This window comes from Vibrio sp. QJM3NY_27 (genome assembly GCF_057785955.1).
Genome location: NZ_CM173511.1, coordinates 2,976,031 through 3,001,722 on the forward strand (window position 1 = coordinate 2,976,031; position 25,692 = coordinate 3,001,722).

Genomic DNA, 25,692 nt, shown 5'->3' on the forward strand with positions numbered 1-25,692 from the left:
CATGGCAATCATTATCGGATTAAGCGGTGGTATCGCCAGTGGAAAAACCACGGTTGCTAACCTCTTCAATGAACATTTTAATATTGATATTGTCGATGCTGATATCGTTGCACGCGAAGTCGTCGCAGTAGGCAGTGACGGCTTAAAGCAGATTACCGACCATTTTGGTGAGACGATCTTGCTTGAAGATGGATCACTTAACCGAAGTAAGCTGCGTGAGTTAATCTTCTCGGATCCCACAGAGAAACAATGGCTCAATGACCTGCTGCACCCCATGATCCGTAACAAAATTGACAGTGACCTGTCTAAAGTCACCTCCCCTTATGGTTTATTAGTCGCACCGCTATTGGTTGAAAACCAAATGCAAAGCATGGCCGATCGCGTATTAATCGTTGATGTGCCAACAGAAGTGCAAATAGAGCGTACGATGAGTCGTGATAATGTTTCTAAGGAACAGGTTACAGCAATTTTAAAATCACAGGCTTCAAGAGAACAACGCTTAGCAGTTGCAGATGACGTGATTAAAAACCATACTAAAAACCAAGAACTTTTGCCTCAAATCACAGATTTACATCAAAAGTATCTGGCAATCAGTACTGTAGATGGGTCAGAATAGAATAATGTTGAATGAAGGTTTGCTCGATGATCACCCACAAATTTGAACATCCTCTAAATGAGAAAACACGCATCTACTTAAGAGTTGAATCACTCTTGAGGCAGCTGCACTTGTCTTCTACATTTTCCGATGCTCAACAGTATCAACTCTTTTTCCGTTCCATCTTTGATCTGATTGAAATCTTTGAACAGATCCAACTCAAGAGTGAACTCGCAAAAGATATTGAGAAGCAGCGTGTAACCTACAAAAGCTGGTTAGATGTTGAAGGTGTCGATCAAGAGATGCTGACTTCATTACTCAACGATATTAGCAACATCTATCGTGAACTGATGCAGGCGGAGCGTTTTGGGCAGTCACTTAAAGAAGATCGCTTCTTGAGTGCTATACGTCAACGCTTTAACTTACCAGGTGGCTCATGCTGCTTTGATTTACCCGCACTGCACTATTGGCTGCATCTTCCTCTCGATAAGAGAATGCGAGATGCCAAAGCTTGGATGGATAGCCTACAGCCTTTGTATGAAGCGCTAACACTATGGTTAAAGCTCACTAGAGAGACTGGTCACTTTAAAGAGCAAATTGCTCGCGCTGGCTTCTTCCAGAGCGATGCTGATGAAGCGAATATCCTTCGCCTTTCTATTCCAATGCAATACGGTGCCTACCCGATGATCTCCGGGCATAAAAACCGTTTTGCCGTTAAGTTCATGAGCTTTGAAACAGGACAAGCCTGTACTCAAGACATCGAATTTGAATTGGCTGTCTGCAGCTAATTAATTTCCTTTTATAGTTTGGCTTGAGCCTTCACTCGAGCCTAAACTCTTTCTTACAATACCCTCTAATTAAGAATCACTATGTCGAAAAAAATCACCATCGTTAAATGCCCTCAATGTAATGCCGACGTTGAATGGGGCGAACAAAGCCCACACCGCCCGTTTTGCAGTAAGCAATGTCAGATGATTGATTTCGGTGAATGGGCAGACGAAGAGAACAGCATTGCTGGCGCACCAGACATGTCAGATAGCGATGGTTGGTCGGAAGACCCGCACTAAGCGAGTAACGAGTAACGAGTAACGAGTAACGAGTAACGAGTAACGAGTAACGAGTAACGAGTAACGAGTAACGAGTAACGAGTAACGAGTAACGAGTAACGAGTAAATTTTGAAGGGTTGGCGTTTTACGTCAATCCTTTTTTATTGCCTATAGCTTGGTACGAATAGAGATTCCCTACACCTTCCTTCGTCAGTCTAGGGAATGACGGTTAAATGTGAGTTTCGTTTTAGTCCGTCATCCTCAAGTGCGAGGAACGAGCAAATTGAGGCTCTTCTTCCTACTCAGCTCTAAATAGCAGACACAAAAAAGCGGAGCCAAATGGCTCCGCTTTTATCGATAGAATGCAAAAAGAATTACTTCTTAGTAAGCTTCTCTTTAATACGAGCTGACTTACCAGAACGCTCACGTAGGTAGTACAACTTGGCACGACGTACTGCACCACGGCGTTTAACTTCGATGCTATCAACCATTGGAGAGTGAGTTTGGAACGCACGCTCTACGCCTTCACCGTTCGAGATCTTACGAACTGTGAATGCAGAGTGTAGACCACGGTTACGAATAGCGATTACAACGCCTTCGAAAGCCTGTAGACGCTCACGGTCACCTTCTTTTACCTTAACCTGAACTACAACAGTGTCACCTGGTGCGAACTTAGGAAGGTCTGATTTTAGTTGCTCTTCTTCAAGAGCCTTGATGATGTTGCTCATTTGTATAAATTCCTAGAATAAACTGATACTAAATTTAATAGGTTACTGCTTGCTTTTCTTTAAGAGCGTTGCTCTTTAATGAATTCAGCCAGTAATTGTTCCTGTTCGTCAGTCAGAGCTAGGTTTTCCAGGAGCTCTGGTCTTCTTAGCCAAGTTCGGCCCAACGATTGTTTTAATCGCCAGCGACGAATGTCCTTATGGTTTCCAGACTTGAGTACCGATGGTACATCTTTATCGTCTAGCACCTCAGGGCGCGTATAATGGGGACAATCTAGCAAACCATTTGCAAAAGAATCTTCTTCTGCTGAAGCGAAATCTCCAAGTACACCCGGAACAAACCGAGAGACTGAATCAATCAACGTCATGGCTGGCAGTTCGCCACCCGTCATCACAAAATCGCCAATCGACCATTCTTCGTCGACTTCAGATTGAATAATGCGCTCATCTACCCCTTCATAGCGACCACAAATAAGAAGCAAGTTCTCGTTTGTTGCCAACTCTTCAACACCTTTCTGGTCGAGTTTACGACCTTGAGGTGAAAGATAGATTACTTTCGTCTTTCCCGGTGCTGCTTGCTTGGCAGTTTGGATAGCATCGCGCAAAGGCTGAACCATCATTAACATGCCAGGACCACCACCGTAAGGTCTATCATCAACAGTGCGATGTTTATCATGAGTGAAATCGCGAGGATTCCATGTCTCAATAGATAAAAGACCTTTTTTAACCGCTTGACCTGTTACTCCAAAATCAGTAACAGAACGGAACATTTCAGGAAACAGGCTAATAATGCCAACCCACATGTGTTCTCTCGCTCTGTAATTTGGAGTTAGAATCCAGGATCCCAGTCAACTTCGATCCGGCGAGCTTCGCGATCAACTTTCTTGATCACTTGCTCTTCAAGGTACGGTACTAACCGTTCCTTTTGGCCAAAAGCATCTTTAAGATTTGCTTTAATTACTAGAACATCGTTCGAGCCAGTTTCTAATAGGTCAGTGACCTCACCAAGGTCGTAACCTTTAGTGGTAAAAACTTGCATACCGAACAATTCGCGCCAGTAGAATTCATCTTCTGACAATTCAGGTAACGAAGCAGGGTCAATAGCAATTTCAAAGTTAGTCATCAGTTGCGCGTCTTCACGAACATCTAATCCCGCTAGCTTACATACATAACCTTGGCCATGACGTTTCCAGCTCTCAACTTTGTACTCAACCCACTTACCCTTTTGGTTTAAATACCAAGGGCTGTAATCAAATATGCTTTCAGCATTGTCTGTGTAGGAGAACACTTTAAGCCAGCCACGAATACCATAGGTAGACCCAAGTTTACCCATGACAATTCTATTATTTTGCTCGCTCATCGTTTCTTTACCCTTCATCGACATAAGCTATTTCTCTTTAAAAAAGAATTAAGCCGCTTTTTGAGCGTCTTTAACTAGCTTAGCTACACGATCAGATAGAGATGCGCCTTGACCAACCCAGTGGTTAACACGATCTAGGTCTAGACGTAGACCTTCTTCTTGACCTTGAGCAGTAGGGTTAAAGAAACCTACTTTCTCGATGAAACGGCCAGTTACAGAGTTACGGCTATCCGCAACTACGATTTGATAAAATGGGCGCTTCTTTGCACCGTGACGTGCCAAACGAATGGTTACCATGTCGTCCTCTTTGCTTTCTTAATAAAATAATTAACCCCAAGTATAAGTAAATAGCTTGGGGTCTCGTGCCAAATTAAAGCCCCGGAATTTTACTCTTATTCCGGTGCAATGCAAGGGCTTTAGCTATTTTTTCACCAACATAGCAACCGGACACTTTCTGTGACACGGCTAACACTATGAAAAGTAACGTAGCTAAAGCTTACATTTGTAGATTATCGACCAAACGGGTTAAAACCACCACCCATTCCGCCCATACCTCCACCGCCGCCCATCATGCCTTGCATGTTGCGCATCATGCCTTTCATTCCACCTTTCTGCATTTTCTTCATCATCTTCTGCATTTGAGTGAACTGTTTAAGCATACGGTTTACATCTTGTACCTGCGTACCAGAACCTGCAGCAATACGCTTTTTGCGTGAGCCTTTGATTAGGTCTGGACGCTGGCGTTCTTTCATTGTCATAGAGTTGATGATCGCTTCCATTTGCTTGAACATCTTGTCATCAACTTTATCTTTAACGTTGTCTGGTAGCTGAGACATACCTGGAAGCTTATCCATCATGCCCATCATGCCGCCCATGTTTTTCATCTGACCAAGCTGCTCACGGAAGTCTTCAAGGTCAAAGCCTTTCTTCTCTTTGAACTTCTTAGCCAGTTTCTCTGCTTTCTCGGTATCAACGTTTTTCTGTAGGTCTTCAATAAGAGACAGTACGTCGCCCATACCTAAGATACGAGAAGCAACACGATCTGGGTGGAATGGTTCTAGTGCGTCAGTCTTTTCACCAACACCTAAGAATTTAATCGGCTTGCCAGTGATATGACGAACAGACAGTGCAGCACCACCTCGCGCATCACCATCAACTTTCGTCAAGATAACACCGGTTAGTGGTAGCGTATCACCAAAAGCTTTTGCAGTGTTCGCAGCATCTTGACCAGTCATTGCATCAACAACGAACAGAGTCTCTACTGGTTTAATGGCAGTATGAAGCTCTTTGATCTCGCCCATCATCTCTTCATCGATAGCCAAACGACCAGCAGTATCGACAATTAGCACGTCGTAGAATTTCTTCTTCGCATGGTCGATTGCAGCGTTTGCAATATCAAGAGGCTTTTGATCAGCTGAAGATGGGAAGAAGTCGACGCCAACATCGCTTGCTAACGTTTCAAGCTGTTTGATCGCCGCTGGACGGTAAACGTCGGCAGACACAACCAAAACTTTCTTCTTGTCACGCTCAGTCAGGAGCTTAGATAGCTTACCTACCGATGTGGTTTTACCCGCACCTTGTAGACCTGCCATTAAAATAACGGCTGGCGGCTGTGCTGCTAGGTCAAGAGCCTCGTTAGACTCACCCATCACCGCTTCAAGTTCAGCTTGAACGATCTTAATGAATTCTTGACCAGGTGTTAGAGATTTAGAAACCTCAACACCCACAGCGCCTTCTTTTACGCGCTTAACAAAATCGCGGACAACGGGCAGTGCAACGTCGGCTTCAAGTAGCGCCATACGTACTTCACGCAGCGTCTCTTTTATATTGTCTTCGGTCAGACGACCTTTACCGCTGATGTTCTTCAGCGTTTTGGATAGACGATCCGTTAAATTATCAAACATAGTTTTCTCTTCGCTCAAAACTGCGACTATTACTGTGAGTATACATTAGCGCGGATTAGAGTCATACCCGTTGTAGAGCGTTAATCATCCACGCTTGTGATGTGAGACATTATTCACTTGGAATTGAATGAGGTTCACCATAGCCCCAAAGAGCGATGCGAGGTATAATTCGCCAATTAGTAATCATTTAAATGGATACCATGGACAGTCTTATTGCGATCGCAGCAGCCTTTCTTTATACAATGGCGATTTCCACGATCATTCCAGGTCTCGTGCACCAAACAGGAATCCGCGTAAAAACGGTGTTTATCAGCGCATTACTTGCTTTAGCTTTCCATGCTTGGTTGCTTGGCGATTTAATTTTTAATGCCAGTGGCCAAAACCTCAGTATCTTGAACGTTGCTTCATTGATCAGTTTAATCATCTCTTTGGTCATGAGCGGTGCGATGCTCAAAACCCGTTTGTGGTTCATCTTGCCGGTTGTTTATAGCTTCGCTGCTCTAAATCTAATGGCGGCCACTTTTCTTTCAAGCACGTTCATTAAACATCTAGAGAATGATCCAAAGCTGCTACTGCACATCTCTTTGGCTTTGTTCTCATACGCGACGTTGACTATCGGTGCGCTATACGCCCTGCAACTTGCGTGGCTAGATCACAAACTTAAAAAGAAAAAAGCGTTAGTGATAAACCCGAACCTACCTCCTTTAATGATGGTGGAAAGACAGCTTTTCAAGATCATTCTGATCGGTAATGGCTTATTAACAGGTACTTTATTGACAGGCCTTATCTTCGTACAAGATATGTTTGCTCAAGGAAAAGCACACAAGGCTGTATTGTCTTTTATTGCTTGGGTTATCTACTCCATCCTTCTATGGGGTCACTATCAGAAAGGTTGGCGTGGACAAAAAGTCACTTGGTTCGCACTTGCCGGTGCCAGCATGCTCACACTAGCCTACTTCGGTAGCCGCTTCGTTCAGGAAATCATCCTGAATTAGTCTGTAATATGAAGGCAAGGTCTCACACACCTTGCCTTTAAAATATTGAGTCCGTTAGATTCAATTGACATCTCGACCATGTTCGGTCATAAATTAATCAAGATACACAAATAGGAAAAGAATAGTTTTGGACGACATATCAACGGGTATCTTATTTGCGCTACTCGCGTGTCTCATTGTAATTTCTGGTTATTTCTCTGGTTCCGAAACGGGCATGATGTCCTTGAACCGCTACCGTTTAAAGCATTTGGCCAATACGGGTCATAAAGGTGCCAAACGCGTAGAAAAACTTCTGAACCGCCCAGACAGATTGATCGGCCTTATTCTCATCGGCAACAATCTCGTCAACATTCTTGCATCTGCGATCGCGACTATTCTTGGTATGCGCATCTACGGGGATATCGGCGTAGCGATTGCTACCGGTGTCCTGACTCTCGTGATCCTCGTGTTTGCCGAAGTAACCCCAAAAACCATCGCTTCTCTGTTTCCAGAACGTGTCTCTTACGCCAGTAGTATCCTTTTGATGATACTGATGAAGGTACTGTCACCATTGGTGATATTGGTGAACTTCATTACCAACGGTTTTATTCGTATCTTAGGCGTCAAAGCCCGCCACGATGCGACCGACCACTTAAGCTCTGAAGAGCTGAGAACCGTGGTAAATGAAGCGGGAAGCCTGATACCTCAGCGCCACCAAGATATGTTGGTGTCTATTTTAGATTTAGAACACGTGACCGTGAACGACATCATGGTGCCTCGAAATGAAATCACTGGCATCGACATCAATGATGACTGGAAATCTATCGTTCGCCAATTAACTCACTCGCCTCATGGTCGTATTGTGTTATATCGTGACCAGATAGATGAAGTGGTTGGTATGCTTAGGTTACGAGAAGCTTACCGCTTGATGCTTGAAAAGAACGAATTCAATAAAGAGACACTGCTGCGTGCTGCGGATGAGATCTACTTTATTCCTGAAGCGACACCACTCAATATTCAACTACTTAAGTTTCAGCGCAATAAACAGCGCATCGGTTTGATTGTGGATGAGTATGGCGATATCAACGGCTTGGTTACCCTTGAAGATATTCTAGAAGAAATCGTTGGTGAGTTTACGACCTCAATTGCACCAAGCTTATCTGAAGAGATCACACCGCAAAGCGATGGCAGCTTCTTGATTGAAGGCAGCGCCAATATCCGTGACATAAACAAAGGCTTGCAGTGGACACTACCTACAAACGGCCCAAGAACACTTAATGGTTTAATACTAGAACACCTTGAAGACATTCCAGAAAGTCACCTGAGTGTTCAGGTTGCGAGTCATCCAATGGAAATTGTTGAACTCGAAGAGAACCGTATCAAGCTCGTTCGAGTGTTCCCGCAGATTGTTAACGGATAAAAGTGGTTTGCTGGACTGGGATAACTAAGTGAGTAATCACAAGCTCACATGCGACAACTGCCAAGCCCTAAAATATGTCTCGTCCTAAAATACGTTGACGAAAAAGGCCCGGTTCATTGAACCGGGCCTTTTAGTATCTAACTCGCTCTGTCTCTAGAGTGAAATGTATCTAGAGTAAAGCGTATTCAAGGTGAACTAACAATGACTAGTCGATCTTAAGCTCTTGAAGCATCGACTCTGGCAATGCCAGTTCATCATTTTTGTTTACAGAGATACCAGCAGCAATTATCGCATTAGCGATATCTTTAGCTTCATCCAAAGAATGCATTGCCGCAGTACCACATTGATACTCGTTCAGCTCAGGGATCTTATTTTGATTCTCAACTTTCAGCACATCTTGCATTGCAGCCAACCAACCGTCTGCCACTTGCTGCTCTGAAGGCGTACCAATTAGGCTCATGTAGAAACCAGTACGACAGCCCATCGGTGAAATATCAATGATCTCCACATCCGAACCGTTCAATTGATTACGCATAAATCCTGCGTATAGGTGCTCTAGAGTATGGATACCTTTCTCAGATAGGATGTCTTTGTTTGGCGCAGTAAAACGCAGGTCAAACACAGTGATGGTATCCCCTTTTGGGGTTTGCATTGTTTTAGCTACACGAACTGCAGGTGCGTTCATGCGCGTGTGATCAACAGTGAAACTATCTAATAAAGGCATTGCTCTTCTCCGTGACGGTTGGCTTTAGAAAAACCAACTTCTATTGTCTTCTAGTTCTTTACGACACTGTTTAAGCTGCCATCCATAATCTTTTGCTTGCTGTTCGACTTTGCGCGCCACCTTAATCAATGATGGTTTGCTATTGTATGACTTGCGCTTATAACCACCACGACCTTCATGATAAGCCAAATACTGGTTATACGGATCCCATAGTGAAATACCAAGCTGACGACGCGTCTCGCTGGTGTACCAACCGATGAACATCAATGCATCATCAAAGTTGGTTCTTGATCCACCGTTATTGGTCGCCTTTTGGAAGTCTTCCCAAGCAGGATCTTGAGCTTGTGCATAACCGTAAGCACTACTCACGCGTCCCCACGGAATAAAGCCAAGAATGTAATCTTTAGGTGGGCGTGCATCATGACGATAGCTACTCTCTTGTTTCACAAAAGCCATCGCTACGTTGATCGGCGTGCCCCACTCTTCTTGCATATCGAGAGCATCTTCATACCACGACGGGTGTTCTCTGAAGATGCTACACAAGTTATCTTGCTGCTTTGGCGGTGGCGTTGCACATCCAACCAATAGGCTAGAGACAACACCAACAGTCACTACTGGCAACCATTTTCCACTTACGCGTTTAGGCTTGCCTAATAAGGCTTGCTTCCTTTCCACCAAAGTCTCGCTATGCTTTTAAATACGAAAAATAATCCGTTAAGAAGCTGTCAAAATCTTGAGTGCTTGCTTCTTCACTTTGTTGCTGAGCAATCACAGAGCGTTGAGCTTCCGCTTCCATCAACTCAGCTGAGTAAACTTTATATTGGTGTGCTTTGTGTTGCTGAGCGTACGTTTTTCCTAACGCACAACCCACTTTACCCAAGCCACCTAATTTTTTGGTCTCTTCTAGCAACTGGCCAGAAATGGTCAGCTCTGGGTTATCGATCCAAGTTTCAAGCGTATCGCACGTTTCTTGGTATGCACGACCACCTTGCTCAGCATCCATCAACTCAGCAATAACACGAAGATCTTTGAATACGCGTTTAGCCCAATCTTGCAGAGACAGTCTCTCGCCATCACAACCAATCTTGAGTTCTAAACCAACCTGACGACCTTCTAAGATCACCTTGTTCCAGTTATCGCGCCAGCATTCAAGTTCGCAGTTATCCATCTCAGCAGAGTCAGATAGAACACTCCAAGTTAAGAATAGATCGAGGAAGCGAACTTGTTGCTCATTGATACCAATTGAGCTGAATGGGTTTACGTCCAAAGAACGAACCTCGATGTACTCAACACCAGCACGAGCCAGTGCTTCCGATGGTTTTTCACCACTTTTCGCCACGCGCTTAGGGCGAATTGGCGCATAAAGCTCGTTCTCGATTTGAAGAACGTTACTATTCAATTGACGGTATTCACCATCAATCTTAGTGCCAATCTCAGCAAACTCTTCTGATGGCGTGCGAATCGCTTGGTTCAAACCTTCAAGGTACTGCTCTAGGCTGTTGAAGCCAATCTTTAATACGCTTTGAGCACTATTGGTGTAGCCAAGATCACTCAGGCGAAGTGCCGTTGCTTTTGGCAGATACAGTGTCTCGCCAATCTTTTCAAAAGGTAACTTTGTCTCTCTTCCTTTGATGAAAGAAGGACATAGTGCAGGTGAAGCACCGAAGAAATATGGGATTAACCAACCAAAACGGTAATAATTACGAATCAAACTAAAGTACGCATCTGACTTAGCTTCACAACGCGCTTCTTCTGTTTGCTCTCCAAACAGGCTATCCCAAAAACTTTCTGGGAAAGAGAAGTTGAAGTGAACACCAGAAATAATCTGCATCAGGCTACCGTAACGGCGCTTTAGGCCTTCACGATATAGCGTCTTCATTTTGCCGTTGTTAGAGGTGCCGTATTGCGCTAGCTGAATGTAATCTTCACTGCCTACGTAACAAGGCATAGAAAGCGGCCACATCTTTTCGCCATCTAACTTGGTTTGTGTGAAGTGATGGATATCAGACAACTGATTCAAAAGAGTCGGAACGTCGTTAGAAACAGGCGTAATAAACTCCAGTAGCGACTCGGAAAAATCGGTCGTTACCCATCCGTTCATCAACGCAGATCCCAAAGCCTTAGGGTGCGGCCCAGTAGCAAGATGCCCATCTTCCGTGTAGCGTAACGTTTCCCTTTCAACACCACGACCAAATTGAGAGAAGGTCTTAGGGTTGGTTGCAACTTGCTTTAGTCGCGCAGCAAAATCAGTCAAAATTCAGTTCACTTATCTTATATCGTTCTGATTAGAACTATCATAAATTAGGTTGGAGGAGAAAAGTAGAGTCTATTCCCTCCCCCTTTAATGTGTACTCTAACGAATGATTTCAAGCTCTTCTATTGGAATATCTAACTTTTCTAATTGAGGACGAAGCGAAGTCGCATCGCCAACAACAATTATTTGATAATCATTCGGGTCAAACCATTTCTTCGATAGCTCGTTTAAGGTCTCTTTTGAAACCGTTTCAACTATCTGATTACGCTGTTGTAGGTAATCTTCATCAAGGCTCAATGCAACAATATTACTCAACAATCCAGCCTTTTGACTTGGCGTTTCGTATTTAAGTGCATCTTGTTGACCGACGGCAAGGCGCATAAATTTCACCTCTTCGTCAGTTAATCCACTCTGACTAAATTCATTTAGCTCGGCGATAAACTCTTGAATCGATGGAACCGTCGCATTTGCTCTTACTTGGGCGCTAAAAACCACGGCACCAGTTTCTCGAGTACTTGCAAAATAACCGCTAGCACCGTAAGTGTACGCTTTGTCTTCACGTAAGTTTTGGTTAATGCGGCTATTGAAGTTACCGGCTAAGTTAAAGTTGGCTAGCTGGCTCAAATACAACTCACCAGTCGCGTCGAAAGGTAAACCTTTACGCACTAAACGAACAATACTTTGCGGCGCACCCGGTTTATCAACTAAATACAGATGCTGTCCTGAAAGCTCTTTGATGATCTGAGGACGCGTTAGTGGTGCCGCATCGCCTTGCCATTGTTCGAAGAATTGAAGCTGCTTGCTGACCTCTTTCTTCGAGATGTCGCCTACAATAACAATATTAGCCCCCTCAGGAGTATAGTGCTGACTGTAAAACAGTTTTACATCGTCTAAGGTTAACGATTCTAAAGAGGCCTTAGTACCATCACTCGCTCGACCAAAGATGCTGTTGCCAAACAAAACTTCACGTGTGGCTTGAGAAGCCATCCAGCTTGGTTGTTGATGCTGATAAACAACACCTTCAAGCATCTGCTTCTTCACGCGTTCGAAGTCTTGCTCATCAAACTTAGGCTCAAACAAAACCTCTTGTACGATCGCTAAGGTTTGAGGCAGGTTTTTCTCTAGCGTTGAAACCGAGATATCCGTGGTATAACTACCTGCGCCAATGCTAACGCTACTGCCAAGCTTATCTAAGGTCGCCTGTAGTTCTTCAACCGTTCGTTTAGTCGACCCCTCTTCCATCATCGAAGCCGTTAGGTTCGCTAAGCCTTCTTGCCCTTTACGAACATAGCGTTCGCCTGCAGGCAGTTGAATTTGTAGCTGTACTGTCGGCGTTTCACTGGTCACGGTACCAATCAAGTCAGTGCCGTTCGCAAAGTGCATGCGATACAACTCAGGCATGGTCGCTTCAACACCAAAGTTCACTTCTGGCATCACGCTGCGATCAAATGTGTTTGGCGCCTTTCTGAAATCCAGTTGGTCTTCCGTCACCTTGCTGTATTCAGGAAGGGTACGTACAGGTGTGGTAAAGGTGGCCTCACGAACCGCTAAATCGAGTTTTTTCTTAGGAACCACACTCAACGTAACCTTGTGCTTGCCTTCGATGAAATCTTGGTATGCCTTGCTTACGCTTTCTGGAGTAACCGCTCGAATTTGATCGAGTTGTGACTCAATGCGATCCGGCTGACCATAGAAGGTTTGGTTAGACGCGAGCTGCGAAACCTTGCCTTTAACACTTTGCAGTGCAAAAACTGCATCCGCTTCTGCCATACCAGTGATCTGGTCTAAACGCGCTTGTTCAACGCCCTCTTTCGAGAATTGATCTAAGGTATCCATCAGCTCTTTGTTTAGAACCGTCAAATCACCTTTTTCACCTGAATTACCCATCGCATACACATACATGGTACATGCAAGCTCAGCACAATCATGGAAAGATCCTGCACTCACCGCTTTTTGCGTTTTTACGAGGTTTTGATACAGGTAACTGTTGGTGCCAGAACCTAACACGTTGGACAGTGCATTCAATGAAGCCTGCGTCTCTTCACCACGATACGTTGTTGGCCATCCAACTAGCACCATCGGCTGACGAATATTATCTTTTAAGGTGATGTACTTGTCTTCAGTCAGCACTGCAGGTTGCTTCTCTGCCGCCTTAACTTCAGGTCCTTGAGGGATAGGGCCAAAGTACTTGTTAACCCACTCTAGCGTGTCATCAACGTCGATATCACCACCGATCGTTAACACGGCATTGTTTGGGCCATACCAACGTAAGAAAAATGCCTTAAGATCATTCACATCAACACGATCTAAGTCTTCAACATAGCCGATTGGTTGCCACGAGTAAGGGTGACCTTCTGGATACAGTGCTTCACCCATGCGCTCCCACATCAAGCCGTAAGGGCGGTTTTCGTAGCTTTGCGCTCGCTCATTCTTAACCGTACCTCTTTGCACCTCAAATTTCTTTTGAGAAACCGCATCTAACAAGAAACCCATTCTGTCCGATTCTAACCACAACATTTTTTCGAGTTGGTTAGAAGGAACGGTTTCAAAGTAGTTAGTTCGGTCACGGTTGGTGGTGCCATTTAACGAACCACCCGCTTCGGTGATAATCTTGAAGTGCTGTTGATCACCGACGTTCTCTGAGCCTTGGAACATCATGTGTTCAAAGAAGTGAGCAAAGCCTGATTTGCCAATCTGTTCACGAGCAGAACCCACATGATAGGTCACATCAACATGAACAAGTGGATCAGAATCATCAGGAGAAAGAATAACGGTCAAGCCGTTTTCAAGCTGATACTTCGCATAAGGAATCACGACTTTATCTTTAGAAGGCTTAACCTCTTCTAACAGAGTGACGCCTTCCGGTAACGAGGAAAAGAAGGGTGTTGAGCTAGGTACATTGTAAGAACAGCCAGCAATGGCGATAAGAGAAAATGTACCAAGTAAAACCTTTTTCATAGGTTCTCCTTAGAAAAAACCGAAGTAGATAGCAGCAAGTAAGCTGTAGCGAGCGGCTTTGCCAATCGCTATCAAAATAACGCTAGGGATAAATTTCATTCTCAGCCAACCCGCAGCCAGACATAAAGGATCACCAATGATAGGTAACCAACTGAATAACAATGTCCAGTAACCATAACGGCTCAGCCAAGCCATAGCCTTATGACCATGCTTTTCAGATTGAGTTCGATTCGGCAACCACAAACCAATCCAATAGTTGGTAAGGCCCCCCAAAGTATTACCGAGTGTCGCCAGAAGAATGATCGATGATGTTGAGAATTGATCTAAGCTCAAGGCTGCCACAAGGCTCGCTTCTGATCCCCCGGGCAATAATGTGGCACTCAAAAAGCCACTAATAAAGAGTACCCACAGCGCCGAGTCAGAGAACCACAGCGCTATGTTTTCAAACAGAGAATTAAAAAACTCTAGCACTGCATATCAACCTTCTTGCATTTTAAGTAGTACCTTGCCTCTGGTATGTCCGGTTTCAACCTGTAGATGAGCTGACTGCGCTTCGTCTAACTGGTAGATACCTTGAATTTCTGTTTTGAGCAATCCGACACTGACCATGTACAGCATAGTGTCCATTTGCTCTGGGTTTGGCTCAACCAGCATGCCTGATGCAGTAAAGCCTAATAATGTTGCTTTTTCGCAGATCAATTCTGCAGATAAAGTTGGGACTGTCACCACTCTTGCGCCATCTTTTAGACACTTCAATGCATCGAGAGCGGTATCGCCACCGACCAAATCAATCAGCACATCAACATCAGAGACTCTTTCCGATGCTGGTGCAAACTTATAGTTAATCGCATGAGCGCCTAACGTTGCTAAGTAATCAAGATTCGCTTCGCTACAAGTTGTATAAACCTCGGCTTTCGCCGCCACGGCGATTTGAACCGCTAGATGACCAACACCGCCAGCACCCGCTAAGATAAGTACGCGATCGCCCTCTTTCACTTCAGCTTTGTTGAGTGCCTGTGCTGCCGTTTGGCTGGCTAGTGGTAATGCTGCGGCCGCTTCTAGAGTCACCGAATCAGGAACCATGCTTAATGTCGCTTCTGGGACACACACATATTGGCTGTAACCGCCACCTTGCAATGGGAAGCCAATAAAGCCGGCTACGTTATCACCAACAGTAAAACGCTCTGCCTGTTCGCCTAGCGTGACAATTTGCCCTGAAATGTCATAACCAGGTACCCAAGGCAGGTTATCTTTGTTCTGTGCTGCAGCCCAACCTAGACCAGCACGGGTTTTAACATCAATCGGATTAATGCCCGAAAAGGAAACTTTAACCACGACTTCTCCAGCCTTAGGCTCAGGAATAGCACGGGTTTGAATACTGAGGTTTTCGACGCCGCCGAATTGAGTAATCGCAATCTGTTTGTTTTCCATTTCCACATTTCCTTGATTGATAAAAGCCCTAGTGAGCAAACACCCTAATTGATAAAAAAGAAAGGGATGCGAAAGCATCCCTTTGACTATAAACCATTTAATAAGGCGAAGTTAACCGCTCATTCGTAAATTGACGACCAATTAACGTAACGACACATGACCAAGCAGTTCATTAGCCCACGAGAGCTAATAGAATACCTGCGGCAACCGCACTACCAAGTACACCTGCCACGTTCGGGCCCATCGCATGCATCAACAAGAAGTTTTGAGGGTTTGCCTCAAGACCAACCTTGTTTACAACACGAGCCGCCATAGGAACCGCTGATACACCAGCTGCGCCAATCAGTGGGTTGATGTCTTCTTTAGAGAAACGATTAAGTAGCTTAGCCATTAATACGCCACCCGCCGTACCGATACTGAACGCCACGGCACCTAAACCTAGAATACCCAGTGTCTCTAAGTTCAAGAACGTATCCGCTTGAAGCTTAGAACCAACACCTAGGCCTAGGAAAATAGTTACGACGTTAATCAGTTCGTTTTGAGCTGTTTTTGAAAGGCGATCAACCACACCCGCTTCACGCATTAAGTTACCCAAGCAGAACATACCTACTAGAGGTGTTGCTGAAGGTAGGAACAGAATCGTCATCAGTAGTACAGCAAGCGGGAAAAGGATCTTCTCGGCTTTACCAACGTGACGTAACTGCGCCATCTTAATCTTGCGTTCTTCCGGCGTCGTTAGTGCTTTCATGATAGGTGGCTGAATAATAGGAACTAAAGCCATGTAGCTGTAAGCCGCAACTGCAATGGCACCTAGTAGGTCAGGAGATAACTTACTCGCCAAGAAGATCGCGGTTGGGCCATCGGCACCACCAATGATCGCAATTGACGAAGCATCTGCCATTGAGAATTCCATTCCTGGAACATAGTTCAGCAAGATCGCACCAAATAGCGTTGCGAAGATACCAAACTGAGCCGCAGCCCCTAGCCATAACGTTTTAGGGTTAGCAATCAACGCACCGAAGTCCGTCATTGCACCAACACCCATAAAGATCAGCAGTGGGAAAATACCCGTTTCAATACCAATGTAGTAAACGTAGTAAAGCAAACCACCGGGATCAGTAAACCCAGCATTTGGAATATTTGCTAATACAGCACCAAAACCAATCGGTAATAAAAGTAACGGTTCAAACCCTTTACGAATTGCCAAAAACAACAATAAGCAACCGACCAGCATCATACAAATCTGGCCGAACTCAAAGTTAGCAATCCCTGTTTCAGACCATAAGGTCATCAATCCTTCCATGGTACTCCCTTACGCTAAGCTTAGTAGTGGAGCGCCTACAGTAACTGCATCGCCTTCTTTAACATTCAATTCCTGAACGATACCACCACGAGCAGCACGAACTTCCGTTTCCATCTTCATCGCTTCCAAGATCAGTAGCACATCGCCTTCAGCCACTTCAACACCTGGCTGAACGATAACTTTAAAGATGTTGCCTGCTAATGGAGCTGGAACTGCTTCTGCATCAGAAGCCGCTGCAGGTGCAGCTTGAGCCCCTTGTGCTGGCTTAGCTGATGGAGATACTGATGTGAGTTCGCCTTGTGGCCCGACTTCAACATCATAAACTTGACCATCAACCTTCACGCTGTAGCTTTCAATGCTACCAGCAACAGGCTGTGGTGCCGCAACAGGAGCTGCCGTTTCTGCAGTTGGTGCAGGTTCAAATGCTTCAGGGTTACGACGGTTCTTAAGGAACTTAAGGCCGACTTGTGGGAAAAGTGCGTATGTCAGTACATCATCAACGGTATCTTCAGCGAGTGAAATACCATCTGATTTCGCTTTTTCTAAAAGGTCTGTCGTTAACGTATCCATTTCAGACTTAAGTAAATCAGCAGGACGACACGTGATTGGCTCTGCACCATCTAACACTTTCGCTTGCAGTTCAGCATCAACCTCAGCAGGCGCTTGACCATATTCACCTTTCAGTAGACCAGCAGTCTCTTTAGTGATGGTCTTGTAGCGCTCCCCCGTTAGAACGTTGATAACCGCTTGAGTACCAACAATCTGAGAAGTAGGTGTTACCAAAGGAATGTAACCCAGCTCTTTGCGTACACGAGGGATCTCTTCGAGCACTTCGTCCATACGATCGGCTGCGCCTTGCTCTTTAAGCTGACCTTCCATGTTGGTTAACATGCCGCCAGGAACCTGAGCAATCAAGATACGTGAATCAACACCTTTTAACTGACCTTCCCATTTTGCGTACTTTTTACGTACATCACGGAAGTAAGCCGCGATGGGTTCAATCTGATCAAGCTTAAGATTGGTATCACGCTCTGTACCTTCTAACATCGCAACAACCGTTTCGGTTGGCGTGTGACCGTAAGTACAGCTCATTGAAGAAATAGCGGTGTCTAGAATATCGATACCCGCTTCAACGGCTTTAACCGCTGTTGCTGTCGATAGACCTGTTGTCGCATGGCTATGCAACGCTAGAGGAACGTCACACGATGATTTGATACGTGTAATCAGCTCTTCCGCTTCATACGGCTTTAATAAACCTGACATATCTTTGATACATAGTGAATGACAGCCTAGATCCTCTAGGCGTTTAGCCAAATCAACCCAAGTATCTGAGTTGTGAACCGGACTGGTTGTGTAAGACAACGTACCTTGAGCGTGACCACCAACATCAATCGTTGCTTTCACTGCTGTTTCAAAGTTACGTACGTCATTCATCGCATCAAAAATACGGAATACGTCCATGCCGTTCTTATGGGCACGTTCAACAAATTTCTCTACTACATCATCCGCGTAGTGACGGTAACCCAATAAATTTTGACCACGCAGTAGCATCTGCATTGGTGTGTTTGGCATCGCTTTTTTCAGCTCACGCAAACGCTCCCACGGATCTTCTCCTAGAAAACGAATACACGAATCAAACGTTGCGCCGCCCCAAGTCTCTAAAGACCAGTAACCGACTTTATCCAGTTCTGCCGCAATTGGCAGCATATCTTCGATACGCATACGAGTAGCAAATAGTGACTGGTGCGCGTCACGAAGTACCACATCTGTGATAGCTAGTGGTTTAGACATGCTCATAAACTCCTTTTTAATCCTTTAAATGCTACTTAGCAGTAGACGCACGGTATTGATGAACCGCGGCCGAAATTGCTGCCACTACCTGTGGACTAACAGCTGAAGGGTTTGATTGTGATTTTTTAATTTTTTTAGGTGCTGCGATCGGCTCTGGTACTTCTTCTGGTACCAGTTTTGACATCAACCGAACGAGGTAAACTAGAATAGTTAGGAAAATAAAGACAACGGACATCCCCGTTATCATTAGAGTCGCCGCATCTCCTAGCAGGCTTCCAATATTAGTCATGTTGCTTCCTTTCTTCGTCATCCTGACATACGTGCAGGATTTCAGCGAATAGTGATCCCGACCCATGGATTATCTCGATTGGTAAAAGTTTGTCAATTTTGTTTAAGGTTCTGTTACGGATAACGCACACATAAGGTTAATTATTCGCCTATCAGATCACATAAATCTGTCAAATACGTCATTTATAGATATTTAAACTGTGACTTAAACGGGGCTTTTCTTAGAAATGATATGAGAAAGGTGGAATAACAAAGAAGCAATCAAGAATTACTTTAAATACAACAAGTTAAATAACGACAAAATTTAACATTATCGCAACAAATTTGCAGCAGACATAAAAAAAGCCTCGTATAAACGAGGCTTTCTTTAATAAGGTGGTGCGCCCTGGAGGATTCGAACCTCCGACCGCCTGGTTCGTAGCCAGGTACTCTATCCAGCTGAGCTAAGGGCGCAACGGTTTCGATATTAAGCTTTTAGCTAAGGCAATAAAGCAGTTAAGACTATAAAGCAAAACTAAACGTTCAACATCAGGGTTAATAAAAACCCTAAATAGTGGTGCGCCCTGGAGGATTCGAACCTCCGACCGCCTGGTTCGTAGCCAGGTACTCTATCCAGCTGAGCTAAGGGCGCAACGGTTTCGATATTAAGCTTTTAGCTAATGCAATAAAGCAAAACTAAACGTTCAACATCAGGATTAATGAAAACCCTAAATAGTGGTGCGCCCTGGAGGATTCGAACCTCCGACCGCCTGGTTCGTAGCCAGGTACTCTATCCAGCTGAGCTAAGGGCGCAACGGTTTCGATATTAAGCTGTTAGTTAAAGCAATAAAGCAGTTAAGGCAATAAAGCAAAACTAAACGTTCAACATCAGGATTAGTGAAAACCCTAAAAGTGGTGCGCCCTGGAGGATTCGAACCTCCGACCGCCTGGTTCGTAGCCAGGTACTCTATCCAGCTGAGCTAAGGGCGCAACGGTTTCGATATTAAGCTGTTAGTTAAAGCAATAAAGCAGTTAAGGCAATAAAGCAAAACTAAACGTTCAACATCAGGATTAATGAAAACCCTAAATAGTGGTGCGCCCTGGAGGATTCGAACCTCCGACCGCCTGGTTCGTAGCCAGGTACTCTATCCAGCTGAGCTAAGGGCGCAACGGTTTCGATATTAAGCTGTTAGTTAAGGCAATAAAGCAGTTAAGACTATAAAGCAAAACTAAACGTTCAACATCAGGATTAATGAAAACCCTAAATAGTGGTGCGCCCTGGAGGATTCGAACCTCCGACCGCCTGGTTCGTAGCCAGGTACTCTATCCAGCTGAGCTAAGGGCGCAACGGTTTCGATATTAAGCTTTCAATTAAGGCAATAAAGCAAAACTAAACGTTCAACATCAGGATTAATGAAAACCCTAAATAGTGGTGCGCCCTGGAGGATTCGAACCTCCGACCGCCTGGTTCGTAGCCAGGTACTCTATCCAGCTGAGCTAAGGGCGCACGGTATCTTCAAGTGAAGAAGTTGTGAAATATATCACATTCTTGTTTCTACGAAACAAAAAAAAGGCCATAGGCCTGTAATGAATGGCGGTGAGGGAGGGATTCGAACCCTCGATGCGGCTACAAACCACATACTCCCTTAGCAGGGGAGCGCCTTCGGCCACTCGGCCACCTCACCTAATTCATTATTCTTATCCATTACTTCTTAACAAAGTAATCTAAAGAATGGTGCGCCCTGGAGGATTCGAACCTCCGACCGCCTGGTTCGTAGCCAGGTACTCTATCCAGCTGAGCTAAGGGCGCACATTGTTACTTCTGTGTTTGCTTGCAAATTCAAACGTGCAAGAAATGGCGGTGAGGGAGGGATTCGAACCCTCGATGCGGCTATAAACCACATACTCCCTTAGCAGGGGAGCGCCTTCGGCCTCTCGGCCACCTCACCGTCTTGCGGAGGCACATATTACGTTTTACCGAAAATATGTCAAACACTTTATTGAAAAAAACCGGACAAAAACATTCAACCGTTTGCAATTTAATCAAAGCGCTTGCAAATTGAACTTATAACATCCAATTAGCGCTTTTTCCCTTAAAAATTAAGGTGAAAGATTGGCAATAATTAACAACGGAAAACAATTATCTAATTTATCTCGCAGTAAGTGTCACTGCTGATTGCACCATACTACGGGATGCTCTATTTCGCCATAGGGTAAGTCAGTAAAACTTGAACTATGGCAAACAAATCTCACGATGCTTCAATAAGAGTTAACTCTGGTGGCGAGGCTTTTCTATATCAAGCACTCCATCCAGCATCTATAACTAAGCCAGCTAGTGAATCAACCTATTGCTACGTTGTGATTATGTGCACCCCAAGATCAAAAAAGGCTAGCAACAATGCTAGCCCCTCTTCTACGCAAAAGTATTAGTAGTTGCCAGATGCAACGTTACCATTACCTTTTTCAGCTTGAATGCGCATGTAGATCTCTTCACGGTGAACAGATACTTCTTTAGGTGCGTTAACACCAATACGTACTTGGTTACCTTTAACGCCTAGTACAGTAACTGTTACTTCATCACCAATCATCAGTGTTTCGCCAACACGGCGAGTCAAAATTAGCATTCTTTGCTCCTTGAGTAATCTCTAAATTTATCTAGCTACGAGAGCATTATCCAACAAAAGTTATATTTTCGTAAACTATCGATTGAGTTTATTTAACCAAAATGCACTTCTTTTTTAAGATAACCCTGTGTTTCACGCGCTACGATGTATGCATTGTGTAATATGTTAGCAGCTATATCGACTTGCGTTGGTGATATCACCAAAGTTAAAGACTGCTGCTGCAATAAGTGATGTTGTACATCAATTTCGCCTTCAGACAACAATCCATGTGAACTGACCACAATTTCTTGCGTTCGGCTTCCTACCACAGTTAACAAACTAACATATTCACTATTACGGATTTTTTCAGCAAAAACTAGTTTTAATTTAGCACTTATGTCCGGTTTGATAATGAGCGCTGCCCGTTCTGTTTCCTCGATCACACTACAGACTTCGATCCCTAACAACTGGCAATGCGACATGAGAGACGGTAAGTCTTGATTCAAACACTCGATGCGAACCATATCTCTTTGAATGGCTATTCCAGCAATATCATTCAAACAATCATTACCCGCGATGAGAGTGCCCTCGCCTTCTTCAAAACTCGAAAGTACTCTCAGTGGTACATTGTGTCGCCACGCATGCTGAACACATGGAAGGTGCAAAACCTTAGCGCCTCTGCGAGCCATTTCTTCCATAGAGGGAAAGTCTAAGGTATCTAATTTTTTAGATTGCTTAACCACTCTAGGGTCGCAGGAATATACGCCATCAACGTCGGTATAGATCTGACACTCTTTAGCTTGAAGCGCGCCCGCTAATGCAACGGCCGTGGTATCTGAACCACCTCGCCCTAAGGTTGTGATATCACCTTTCGCGTTAACGCCTTGAAAACCTGCAACAATGACAATCTGGTCATCATCTAACAGCGCTCTAATAGGAGCGGTATCAATACGCTCAATCATCGCATTATTATGATTAGAATCGGTGTGTATCTTGGCTTGATAGCCAGTCATCGATGTCGCTTCATAACCCAACTTGTGCAACGTCATCGCTAACAAAGCCATGGAAACTTGTTCTCCAGCCGTTAACAGCACATCCAACTCTCTAGCATTTGGCACGCTATCAACTTGTGAAGCTAAGTTAACCAACCGATTTGTTTCACCTGACATAGCAGAAACGACAACCAGGATCTGGTTCCCTTCATTTTTCGCTTCAATGATTTTTTCTGCTACATGATGGATTCGTTCTATTGAACCCACCGACGTTCCACCAAATTTCTGCACGATAAGAGGCATTTTCACCCTTCCTCACCTTCCCAAGACCAATGTCTATATATGACAAAAAAACACATACTCCGCGTCATGGCGAAGCAATAAAAAATTAACCAAGGAGTCTAACGTTACCATTAGACTTCTTGGTTAATCTCAATCAAACCTTTTTCAGACGTTCTTCCAATAGGCAAAATAAAAGATGCCCAATCAGTTGATTGGGCATTTTTGTATCAATTACTTAAGCTTAAAGACGCTCTTCTAGCCAAATACGTACTGACTTAAGCGCTTCAGGTAGTGCTTCAACATCTGTACCACCCGCTTGAGCCATGTCTGGACGACCGCCGCCTTTACCGCCAATTTGCTCAGCAACCATCTTAACGAGGTCACCAGCTTTTACTTTGCCGATAAGGTCTTTAGTTACGCCAGCAATTAAGCCAACTTTACCGTCTGCTACGTTCGCAATCAGGATGATGCCGCTACCCACTTGGTTTTTAGCATTATCAACCATAGTACGTAGGTTCTTGTTGTCTGCGCCTTCAATTGCAGCAACCAGAACTTTAGTCCCTGAGATGTCTTCCACTTTACCCATGATGTTTGCACCTTCAGCTGCAGCCATCTTTTCTTTAAGTAGTTGGATTTCTTTCTCTAGCGATTTCGCTTTCTTAGCCGATTCAACCAGTTTTTCTTCGTAAGCGTTAGCTTGAGCATCAACTGCATCTAGAGCAGCTTCACCCGTTACCGCTTCAATACGACGAATACCAGCAGCGATGCCACCTTCAGAAGTGATCTTGAATAGACCGATATCACCCGTGTTGCTCGCGTGGATACCACCACAAAGCTCAGTAGAGAAATCGCCCATAGACAGAACGCGAACTTCATCATCGTACTTCTCGCCAAACAGTGCCATCGCACCTTTCTCTTTCGCTGACTCGATGTCCATGATGTTCGTTTCAATCACGTGGTTCTTACGAACTTGTACGTTAACCAAACGCTCTACTTCTTTAATCTGTGCCGGTGTTACCGCTTCAAGGTTAGAAAAGTCAAAACGTAGGTTGTCTGGCTTAACTAAAGAACCTTTTTGTGCAACGTGCTCACCTAGAACTTCGCGTAGTGCAGAGTGAAGTAAGTGAGTTGCAGAGTGGTTTAGTGAGATAGCAGCACGACGCTCAGCGTCAACAATAGCTTCTACTTTATCGCCTTGAGCAAATACACCTTCAACTAGCTCACCGTGGTGTGCAAATGCATTACCTAGCTTCTGAGTGTCTTGTACTTTGAATAGACCCGACGCAGTGCTTAGCGTACCAGCGTCACCACATTGACCGCCTGATTCAGCGTAAAACGGTGTCTCTTCGAGGATGATGATTGCTTTGTCGCCAGCCGATAGTGAAGATACTTCTTCGCCGTCAACGAATAACGCAGAAATTTCACCCGCACCTTCAGTACCTGTGTAACCACAGAATTCAGTGTTAGTGTCTACTTTGATCGTTGCGTTGTAATCAGTACCGAATTGGCCTGCTTCACGTGCACGCTTACGCTGTGCTTCCATCGCCTTCTCAAAGCCTTCTTCATCGATAGTAAAGTCGCGTTCACGAGCTACATCGTTAGTAAGGTCAGCAGGGAAGCCGTATGTATCGTAAAGTTTGAATACTGTTTCACCGTCAAGCTCTTTGCCTTCAAGTGCGTCTAATGCGTCGTTTAGGATAACCATGCCGCGCTCTAGCGTGCGACCAAAGTTCTCTTCTTCGATGCGAAGTACTTTTTCAACAAGCTCTTGTTGTTTCTTAAGTTCTTCAGCTGCAGAGCCCATCACTTCAGCCAGTACACCCACAAGTTTGTGGAAGAACACGCCTTGTGCACCAATCTTGTTACCGTGACGAACTGCACGACGAATAATACGACGTAGAACGTAGCCACGACCTTCGTTTGAAGGCATTACGCCATCAGCGATTAGGAATGAACAAGAACGGATGTGGTCAGAAATAACGCGCAGCGATTGGTTAGATAGGTCGTCGTGACCCACCACTTCTGCTGTCGCTTTGATTAGCTTTTGGAATACATCAATTTCGTAGTTAGAGTGAACGCCCTGCATGATTGCAGAGATACGCTCAATACCCATACCAGTATCTACAGCTGGTTTAGGTAGCGGTTCCATAGTGCCGTCAGCGTGACGGTTGAACTGCATGAATACGTTGTTCCAAATCTCGATGAAACGGTCACCATCTTCTTCAGGTGTACCAGGACGACCGCCCCAGATGTGCTCACCGTGATCGTAGAAGATTTCAGTACATGGGCCACAAGGACCTGTGTCACCCATTGTCCAGAAGTTATCAGATTCAAACTTCTTGCCGCCTTCTTTGTCACCGATGCGAACAATCTTGTCAGCTGGGATGCCTACTTTCTTGTTCCAGATTTCGAATGCTTCGTCATCTGTCTCGTAAACCGTTACTAACAGGCGATCTTTTGGCAGACCTAATGTTTCAGTCAGGAATTCCCAAGCAAACCCAATCGCTTCTTCTTTGAAGTAATCACCAAAGCTGAAGTTACCTAGCATTTCGAAGAATGTATGGTGACGAGCCGTGAAACCTACATTTTCAAGGTCATTGTGTTTACCACCCGCACGTACACAACGCTGAGCCGTAGTTGCTCGAGTGTAGGCGCGTTTTTCGGCGCCTAAGAAGCAATCTTTGAATTGGTTCATACCTGCGTTAGTAAATAGCAGGGTTGGATCGTTATGTGGAACTAACGATGAACTGTCTACGATTTGGTGTTCTTTGCTCTCAAAGAACTTAAGGAACGCGTTGCGAACCTCATCAGTGCTCATGTACATGCAGCTCTTCCTGAAAATAGTCGAGTTAGAATTTTGCCGTATTGTAGATCATGGTTAAGGCTTCGACTAGTTTTCTTGTAGAAAAGACACCCTTGGGCAGGATTTTAGTTGGAAATCGATAAAATGAAGAATATTCCACTAGCTCAGATAGGGAACAAACAAAAAATTGGCAAGCTACCTCAAACAACCAAATAGATCTAGCAAGGCGCTGCAAGGATGGGGACAGATACTTTGTCTC

General features: G+C 44.6%; 22 protein-coding genes and 10 tRNA genes. 5 read left to right on the forward strand and 27 right to left on the reverse strand.

Annotated elements, in window-relative coordinates; genetic code table 11:
- The first annotated feature begins 1 nt into the window (after position 1).
- From coaE to yacG, 3 genes are all read left to right on the forward strand, one after another.
- Positions 2 to 616 carry a dephospho-CoA kinase gene (gene coaE / locus AC3CIA_RS13150; protein ID WP_488518223.1) on the forward strand — a complete coding sequence of 205 codons (615 nt, stop codon included), beginning with the start codon at positions 2 to 4 and terminating at the stop codon, positions 614 to 616.
- A gap of 26 nt (positions 617 to 642) precedes the next feature.
- Positions 643 to 1,383: a cell division protein ZapD gene (zapD, locus tag AC3CIA_RS13155; protein ID WP_017087400.1), complete on the forward strand. Its 741-nt coding sequence runs from the start codon at positions 643 to 645 to the stop codon at positions 1,381 to 1,383.
- Between the two features lie 81 nt (positions 1,384 to 1,464).
- Positions 1,465 to 1,662 carry a DNA gyrase inhibitor YacG gene (gene yacG, locus AC3CIA_RS13160; protein ID WP_004735515.1) on the forward strand — a complete coding sequence of 66 codons (198 nt, stop codon included), beginning with the start codon at positions 1,465 to 1,467 and terminating at the stop codon, positions 1,660 to 1,662.
- A gap of 354 nt (positions 1,663 to 2,016) precedes the next feature.
- Here the strand turns inward: yacG and rplS are convergent, their stop codons facing one another.
- The 5 genes from rplS to ffh form a co-directional block, all read right to left on the reverse strand.
- Positions 2,017 to 2,370, reverse strand: coding sequence for a 50S ribosomal protein L19 (gene rplS / locus AC3CIA_RS13165; RefSeq protein ID WP_004735514.1), 354 nt, complete (start codon positions 2,368 to 2,370; stop codon positions 2,017 to 2,019).
- A 59-nt stretch (positions 2,371 to 2,429) separates the two neighbouring features.
- A complete protein-coding gene (gene trmD, locus AC3CIA_RS13170) occupies positions 2,430 to 3,170 on the reverse strand; it encodes a tRNA (guanosine(37)-N1)-methyltransferase TrmD (protein WP_004735512.1) in 741 nt (246 codons plus the stop codon).
- 26 nt (positions 3,171 to 3,196) lie between these two features.
- Positions 3,197 to 3,751 carry a ribosome maturation factor RimM gene (gene rimM, locus AC3CIA_RS13175; RefSeq protein WP_004735510.1) on the reverse strand — a complete coding sequence of 185 codons (555 nt, stop codon included), beginning with the start codon at positions 3,749 to 3,751 and terminating at the stop codon, positions 3,197 to 3,199.
- Between the two features lie 24 nt (positions 3,752 to 3,775).
- Positions 3,776 to 4,024 (reverse strand): 30S ribosomal protein S16, encoded by a 249-nt coding sequence (gene rpsP / locus AC3CIA_RS13180; protein WP_004735508.1) that lies wholly within the window; start codon positions 4,022 to 4,024, stop codon positions 3,776 to 3,778.
- 212 nt (positions 4,025 to 4,236) lie between these two features.
- On the reverse strand, positions 4,237 to 5,631 hold the full coding sequence (ffh, locus tag AC3CIA_RS13185) for a signal recognition particle protein (RefSeq protein WP_004735506.1): 1,395 nt from the start codon (positions 5,629 to 5,631) through the stop codon (positions 4,237 to 4,239).
- Positions 5,632 to 5,831: 200 nt separating this feature from the next.
- Here ffh and AC3CIA_RS13190 point away from each other — a divergent pair, with 200 nt between their 5' ends.
- Positions 5,832 to 6,626: a cytochrome C assembly family protein gene (locus tag AC3CIA_RS13190; RefSeq protein WP_017079954.1), complete on the forward strand. Its 795-nt coding sequence runs from the start codon at positions 5,832 to 5,834 to the stop codon at positions 6,624 to 6,626.
- A gap of 127 nt (positions 6,627 to 6,753) precedes the next feature.
- On the forward strand, positions 6,754 to 8,025 hold the full coding sequence (locus tag AC3CIA_RS13195) for an HlyC/CorC family transporter (RefSeq protein ID WP_004735502.1): 1,272 nt from the start codon (positions 6,754 to 6,756) through the stop codon (positions 8,023 to 8,025).
- A 205-nt stretch (positions 8,026 to 8,230) separates the two neighbouring features.
- Here the strand turns inward: AC3CIA_RS13195 and luxS are convergent, their stop codons facing one another.
- The 22 genes from luxS to alaS form a co-directional block, all read right to left on the reverse strand.
- Positions 8,231 to 8,749, reverse strand: a complete 519-nt coding sequence (luxS, locus tag AC3CIA_RS13200; protein ID WP_017079953.1) for an S-ribosylhomocysteine lyase — start codon at positions 8,747 to 8,749, stop codon at positions 8,231 to 8,233.
- Positions 8,750 to 8,773: 24 nt separating this feature from the next.
- Positions 8,774 to 9,424 carry a transglycosylase SLT domain-containing protein gene (locus AC3CIA_RS13205; protein ID WP_488518224.1) on the reverse strand — a complete coding sequence of 217 codons (651 nt, stop codon included), beginning with the start codon at positions 9,422 to 9,424 and terminating at the stop codon, positions 8,774 to 8,776.
- Positions 9,425 to 9,434: 10 nt separating this feature from the next.
- Positions 9,435 to 11,003, reverse strand: coding sequence for a glutamate--cysteine ligase (gshA, locus tag AC3CIA_RS13210; RefSeq protein ID WP_488518225.1), 1,569 nt, complete (start codon positions 11,001 to 11,003; stop codon positions 9,435 to 9,437).
- Between the two features lie 99 nt (positions 11,004 to 11,102).
- Positions 11,103 to 13,961, reverse strand: a complete 2,859-nt coding sequence (locus AC3CIA_RS13215) for a M16 family metallopeptidase (protein WP_488518226.1) — start codon at positions 13,959 to 13,961, stop codon at positions 11,103 to 11,105.
- 9 nt (positions 13,962 to 13,970) lie between these two features.
- Positions 13,971 to 14,432 carry a YqaA family protein gene (locus AC3CIA_RS13220; protein ID WP_004735497.1) on the reverse strand — a complete coding sequence of 154 codons (462 nt, stop codon included), beginning with the start codon at positions 14,430 to 14,432 and terminating at the stop codon, positions 13,971 to 13,973.
- Positions 14,433 to 14,438: 6 nt separating this feature from the next.
- Positions 14,439 to 15,392 carry an NADP-dependent oxidoreductase gene (locus AC3CIA_RS13225; RefSeq protein ID WP_488518227.1) on the reverse strand — a complete coding sequence of 318 codons (954 nt, stop codon included), beginning with the start codon at positions 15,390 to 15,392 and terminating at the stop codon, positions 14,439 to 14,441.
- A 172-nt stretch (positions 15,393 to 15,564) separates the two neighbouring features.
- Positions 15,565 to 16,695, reverse strand: coding sequence for a sodium ion-translocating decarboxylase subunit beta (locus tag AC3CIA_RS13230; RefSeq protein WP_004735495.1), 1,131 nt, complete (start codon positions 16,693 to 16,695; stop codon positions 15,565 to 15,567).
- A gap of 9 nt (positions 16,696 to 16,704) precedes the next feature.
- Positions 16,705 to 18,486: a sodium-extruding oxaloacetate decarboxylase subunit alpha gene (gene oadA / locus AC3CIA_RS13235; protein WP_488518228.1), complete on the reverse strand. Its 1,782-nt coding sequence runs from the start codon at positions 18,484 to 18,486 to the stop codon at positions 16,705 to 16,707.
- A gap of 31 nt (positions 18,487 to 18,517) precedes the next feature.
- Positions 18,518 to 18,775 (reverse strand): oxaloacetate decarboxylase subunit gamma, encoded by a 258-nt coding sequence (locus AC3CIA_RS13240; RefSeq protein ID WP_010435831.1) that lies wholly within the window; start codon positions 18,773 to 18,775, stop codon positions 18,518 to 18,520.
- Positions 18,776 to 19,150: 375 nt separating this feature from the next.
- Positions 19,151 to 19,227, reverse strand: a tRNA-Arg gene (locus tag AC3CIA_RS13245).
- A gap of 101 nt (positions 19,228 to 19,328) precedes the next feature.
- Positions 19,329 to 19,405, reverse strand: a tRNA-Arg gene (locus AC3CIA_RS13250).
- Between the two features lie 84 nt (positions 19,406 to 19,489).
- Positions 19,490 to 19,566: transfer RNA gene (locus tag AC3CIA_RS13255), tRNA-Arg, on the reverse strand.
- A 100-nt stretch (positions 19,567 to 19,666) separates the two neighbouring features.
- Positions 19,667 to 19,743, reverse strand: a tRNA-Arg gene (locus AC3CIA_RS13260).
- 101 nt (positions 19,744 to 19,844) lie between these two features.
- Positions 19,845 to 19,921 (reverse strand) — tRNA-Arg (locus tag AC3CIA_RS13265).
- 101 nt (positions 19,922 to 20,022) lie between these two features.
- Positions 20,023 to 20,099: transfer RNA gene (locus tag AC3CIA_RS13270), tRNA-Arg, on the reverse strand.
- Positions 20,100 to 20,183: 84 nt separating this feature from the next.
- Positions 20,184 to 20,260, reverse strand: a tRNA-Arg gene (locus tag AC3CIA_RS13275).
- Between the two features lie 85 nt (positions 20,261 to 20,345).
- Positions 20,346 to 20,438, reverse strand: a tRNA-Ser gene (locus tag AC3CIA_RS13280).
- 48 nt (positions 20,439 to 20,486) lie between these two features.
- Positions 20,487 to 20,563: transfer RNA gene (locus tag AC3CIA_RS13285), tRNA-Arg, on the reverse strand.
- Between the two features lie 46 nt (positions 20,564 to 20,609).
- Positions 20,610 to 20,702: transfer RNA gene (locus tag AC3CIA_RS13290), tRNA-Ser, on the reverse strand.
- A 477-nt stretch (positions 20,703 to 21,179) separates the two neighbouring features.
- Positions 21,180 to 21,377, reverse strand: a complete 198-nt coding sequence (gene csrA, locus AC3CIA_RS13295) for a carbon storage regulator CsrA (RefSeq protein ID WP_004415691.1) — start codon at positions 21,375 to 21,377, stop codon at positions 21,180 to 21,182.
- Positions 21,378 to 21,469: 92 nt separating this feature from the next.
- Positions 21,470 to 22,651 (reverse strand): aspartate kinase, encoded by a 1,182-nt coding sequence (locus AC3CIA_RS13300; protein ID WP_488518901.1) that lies wholly within the window; start codon positions 22,649 to 22,651, stop codon positions 21,470 to 21,472.
- Between the two features lie 220 nt (positions 22,652 to 22,871).
- A complete protein-coding gene (gene alaS, locus AC3CIA_RS13305) occupies positions 22,872 to 25,454 on the reverse strand; it encodes an alanine--tRNA ligase (RefSeq protein WP_488518229.1) in 2,583 nt (860 codons plus the stop codon).
- Positions 25,455 to 25,692 lie beyond the last annotated feature (238 nt).

Coding starts and splice junctions, on each gene's coding strand:
- oadA (WP_488518228.1), bottom strand. CDS start 18,486: ATGTCTAAACCACTAGCTATCACAGATGTGGTACTTCGTGACGCGCAC.
- ffh (WP_004735506.1), bottom strand. CDS start 5,631: ATGTTTGATAATTTAACGGATCGTCTATCCAAAACGCTGAAGAACATC.
- trmD (WP_004735512.1), bottom strand. CDS start 3,170: ATGTGGGTTGGCATTATTAGCCTGTTTCCTGAAATGTTCCGTTCTGTT.
- rplS (WP_004735514.1), bottom strand. CDS start 2,370: ATGAGCAACATCATCAAGGCTCTTGAAGAAGAGCAACTAAAATCAGAC.
- zapD (WP_017087400.1), top strand. CDS start 643: ATGATCACCCACAAATTTGAACATCCTCTAAATGAGAAAACACGCATC.
- AC3CIA_RS13215 (WP_488518226.1), bottom strand. CDS start 13,961: ATGAAAAAGGTTTTACTTGGTACATTTTCTCTTATCGCCATTGCTGGC.
- alaS (WP_488518229.1), bottom strand. CDS start 25,454: ATGTACATGAGCACTGATGAGGTTCGCAACGCGTTCCTTAAGTTCTTT.
- yacG (WP_004735515.1), top strand. CDS start 1,465: ATGTCGAAAAAAATCACCATCGTTAAATGCCCTCAATGTAATGCCGAC.
- csrA (WP_004415691.1), bottom strand. CDS start 21,377: ATGCTAATTTTGACTCGCCGTGTTGGCGAAACACTGATGATTGGTGAT.
- luxS (WP_017079953.1), bottom strand. CDS start 8,749: ATGCCTTTATTAGATAGTTTCACTGTTGATCACACGCGCATGAACGCA.
- AC3CIA_RS13225 (WP_488518227.1), bottom strand. CDS start 15,392: ATGGAAAACAAACAGATTGCGATTACTCAATTCGGCGGCGTCGAAAAC.
- AC3CIA_RS13230 (WP_004735495.1), bottom strand. CDS start 16,695: ATGGAAGGATTGATGACCTTATGGTCTGAAACAGGGATTGCTAACTTT.
- AC3CIA_RS13190 (WP_017079954.1), top strand. CDS start 5,832: ATGGACAGTCTTATTGCGATCGCAGCAGCCTTTCTTTATACAATGGCG.
- AC3CIA_RS13240 (WP_010435831.1), bottom strand. CDS start 18,775: ATGACTAATATTGGAAGCCTGCTAGGAGATGCGGCGACTCTAATGATA.
- rimM (WP_004735510.1), bottom strand. CDS start 3,751: ATGTCGATGAAGGGTAAAGAAACGATGAGCGAGCAAAATAATAGAATT.
- rpsP (WP_004735508.1), bottom strand. CDS start 4,024: ATGGTAACCATTCGTTTGGCACGTCACGGTGCAAAGAAGCGCCCATTT.
- coaE (WP_488518223.1), top strand. CDS start 2: ATGGCAATCATTATCGGATTAAGCGGTGGTATCGCCAGTGGAAAAACC.
- AC3CIA_RS13300 (WP_488518901.1), bottom strand. CDS start 22,651: ATGCCTCTTATCGTGCAGAAATTTGGTGGAACGTCGGTGGGTTCAATA.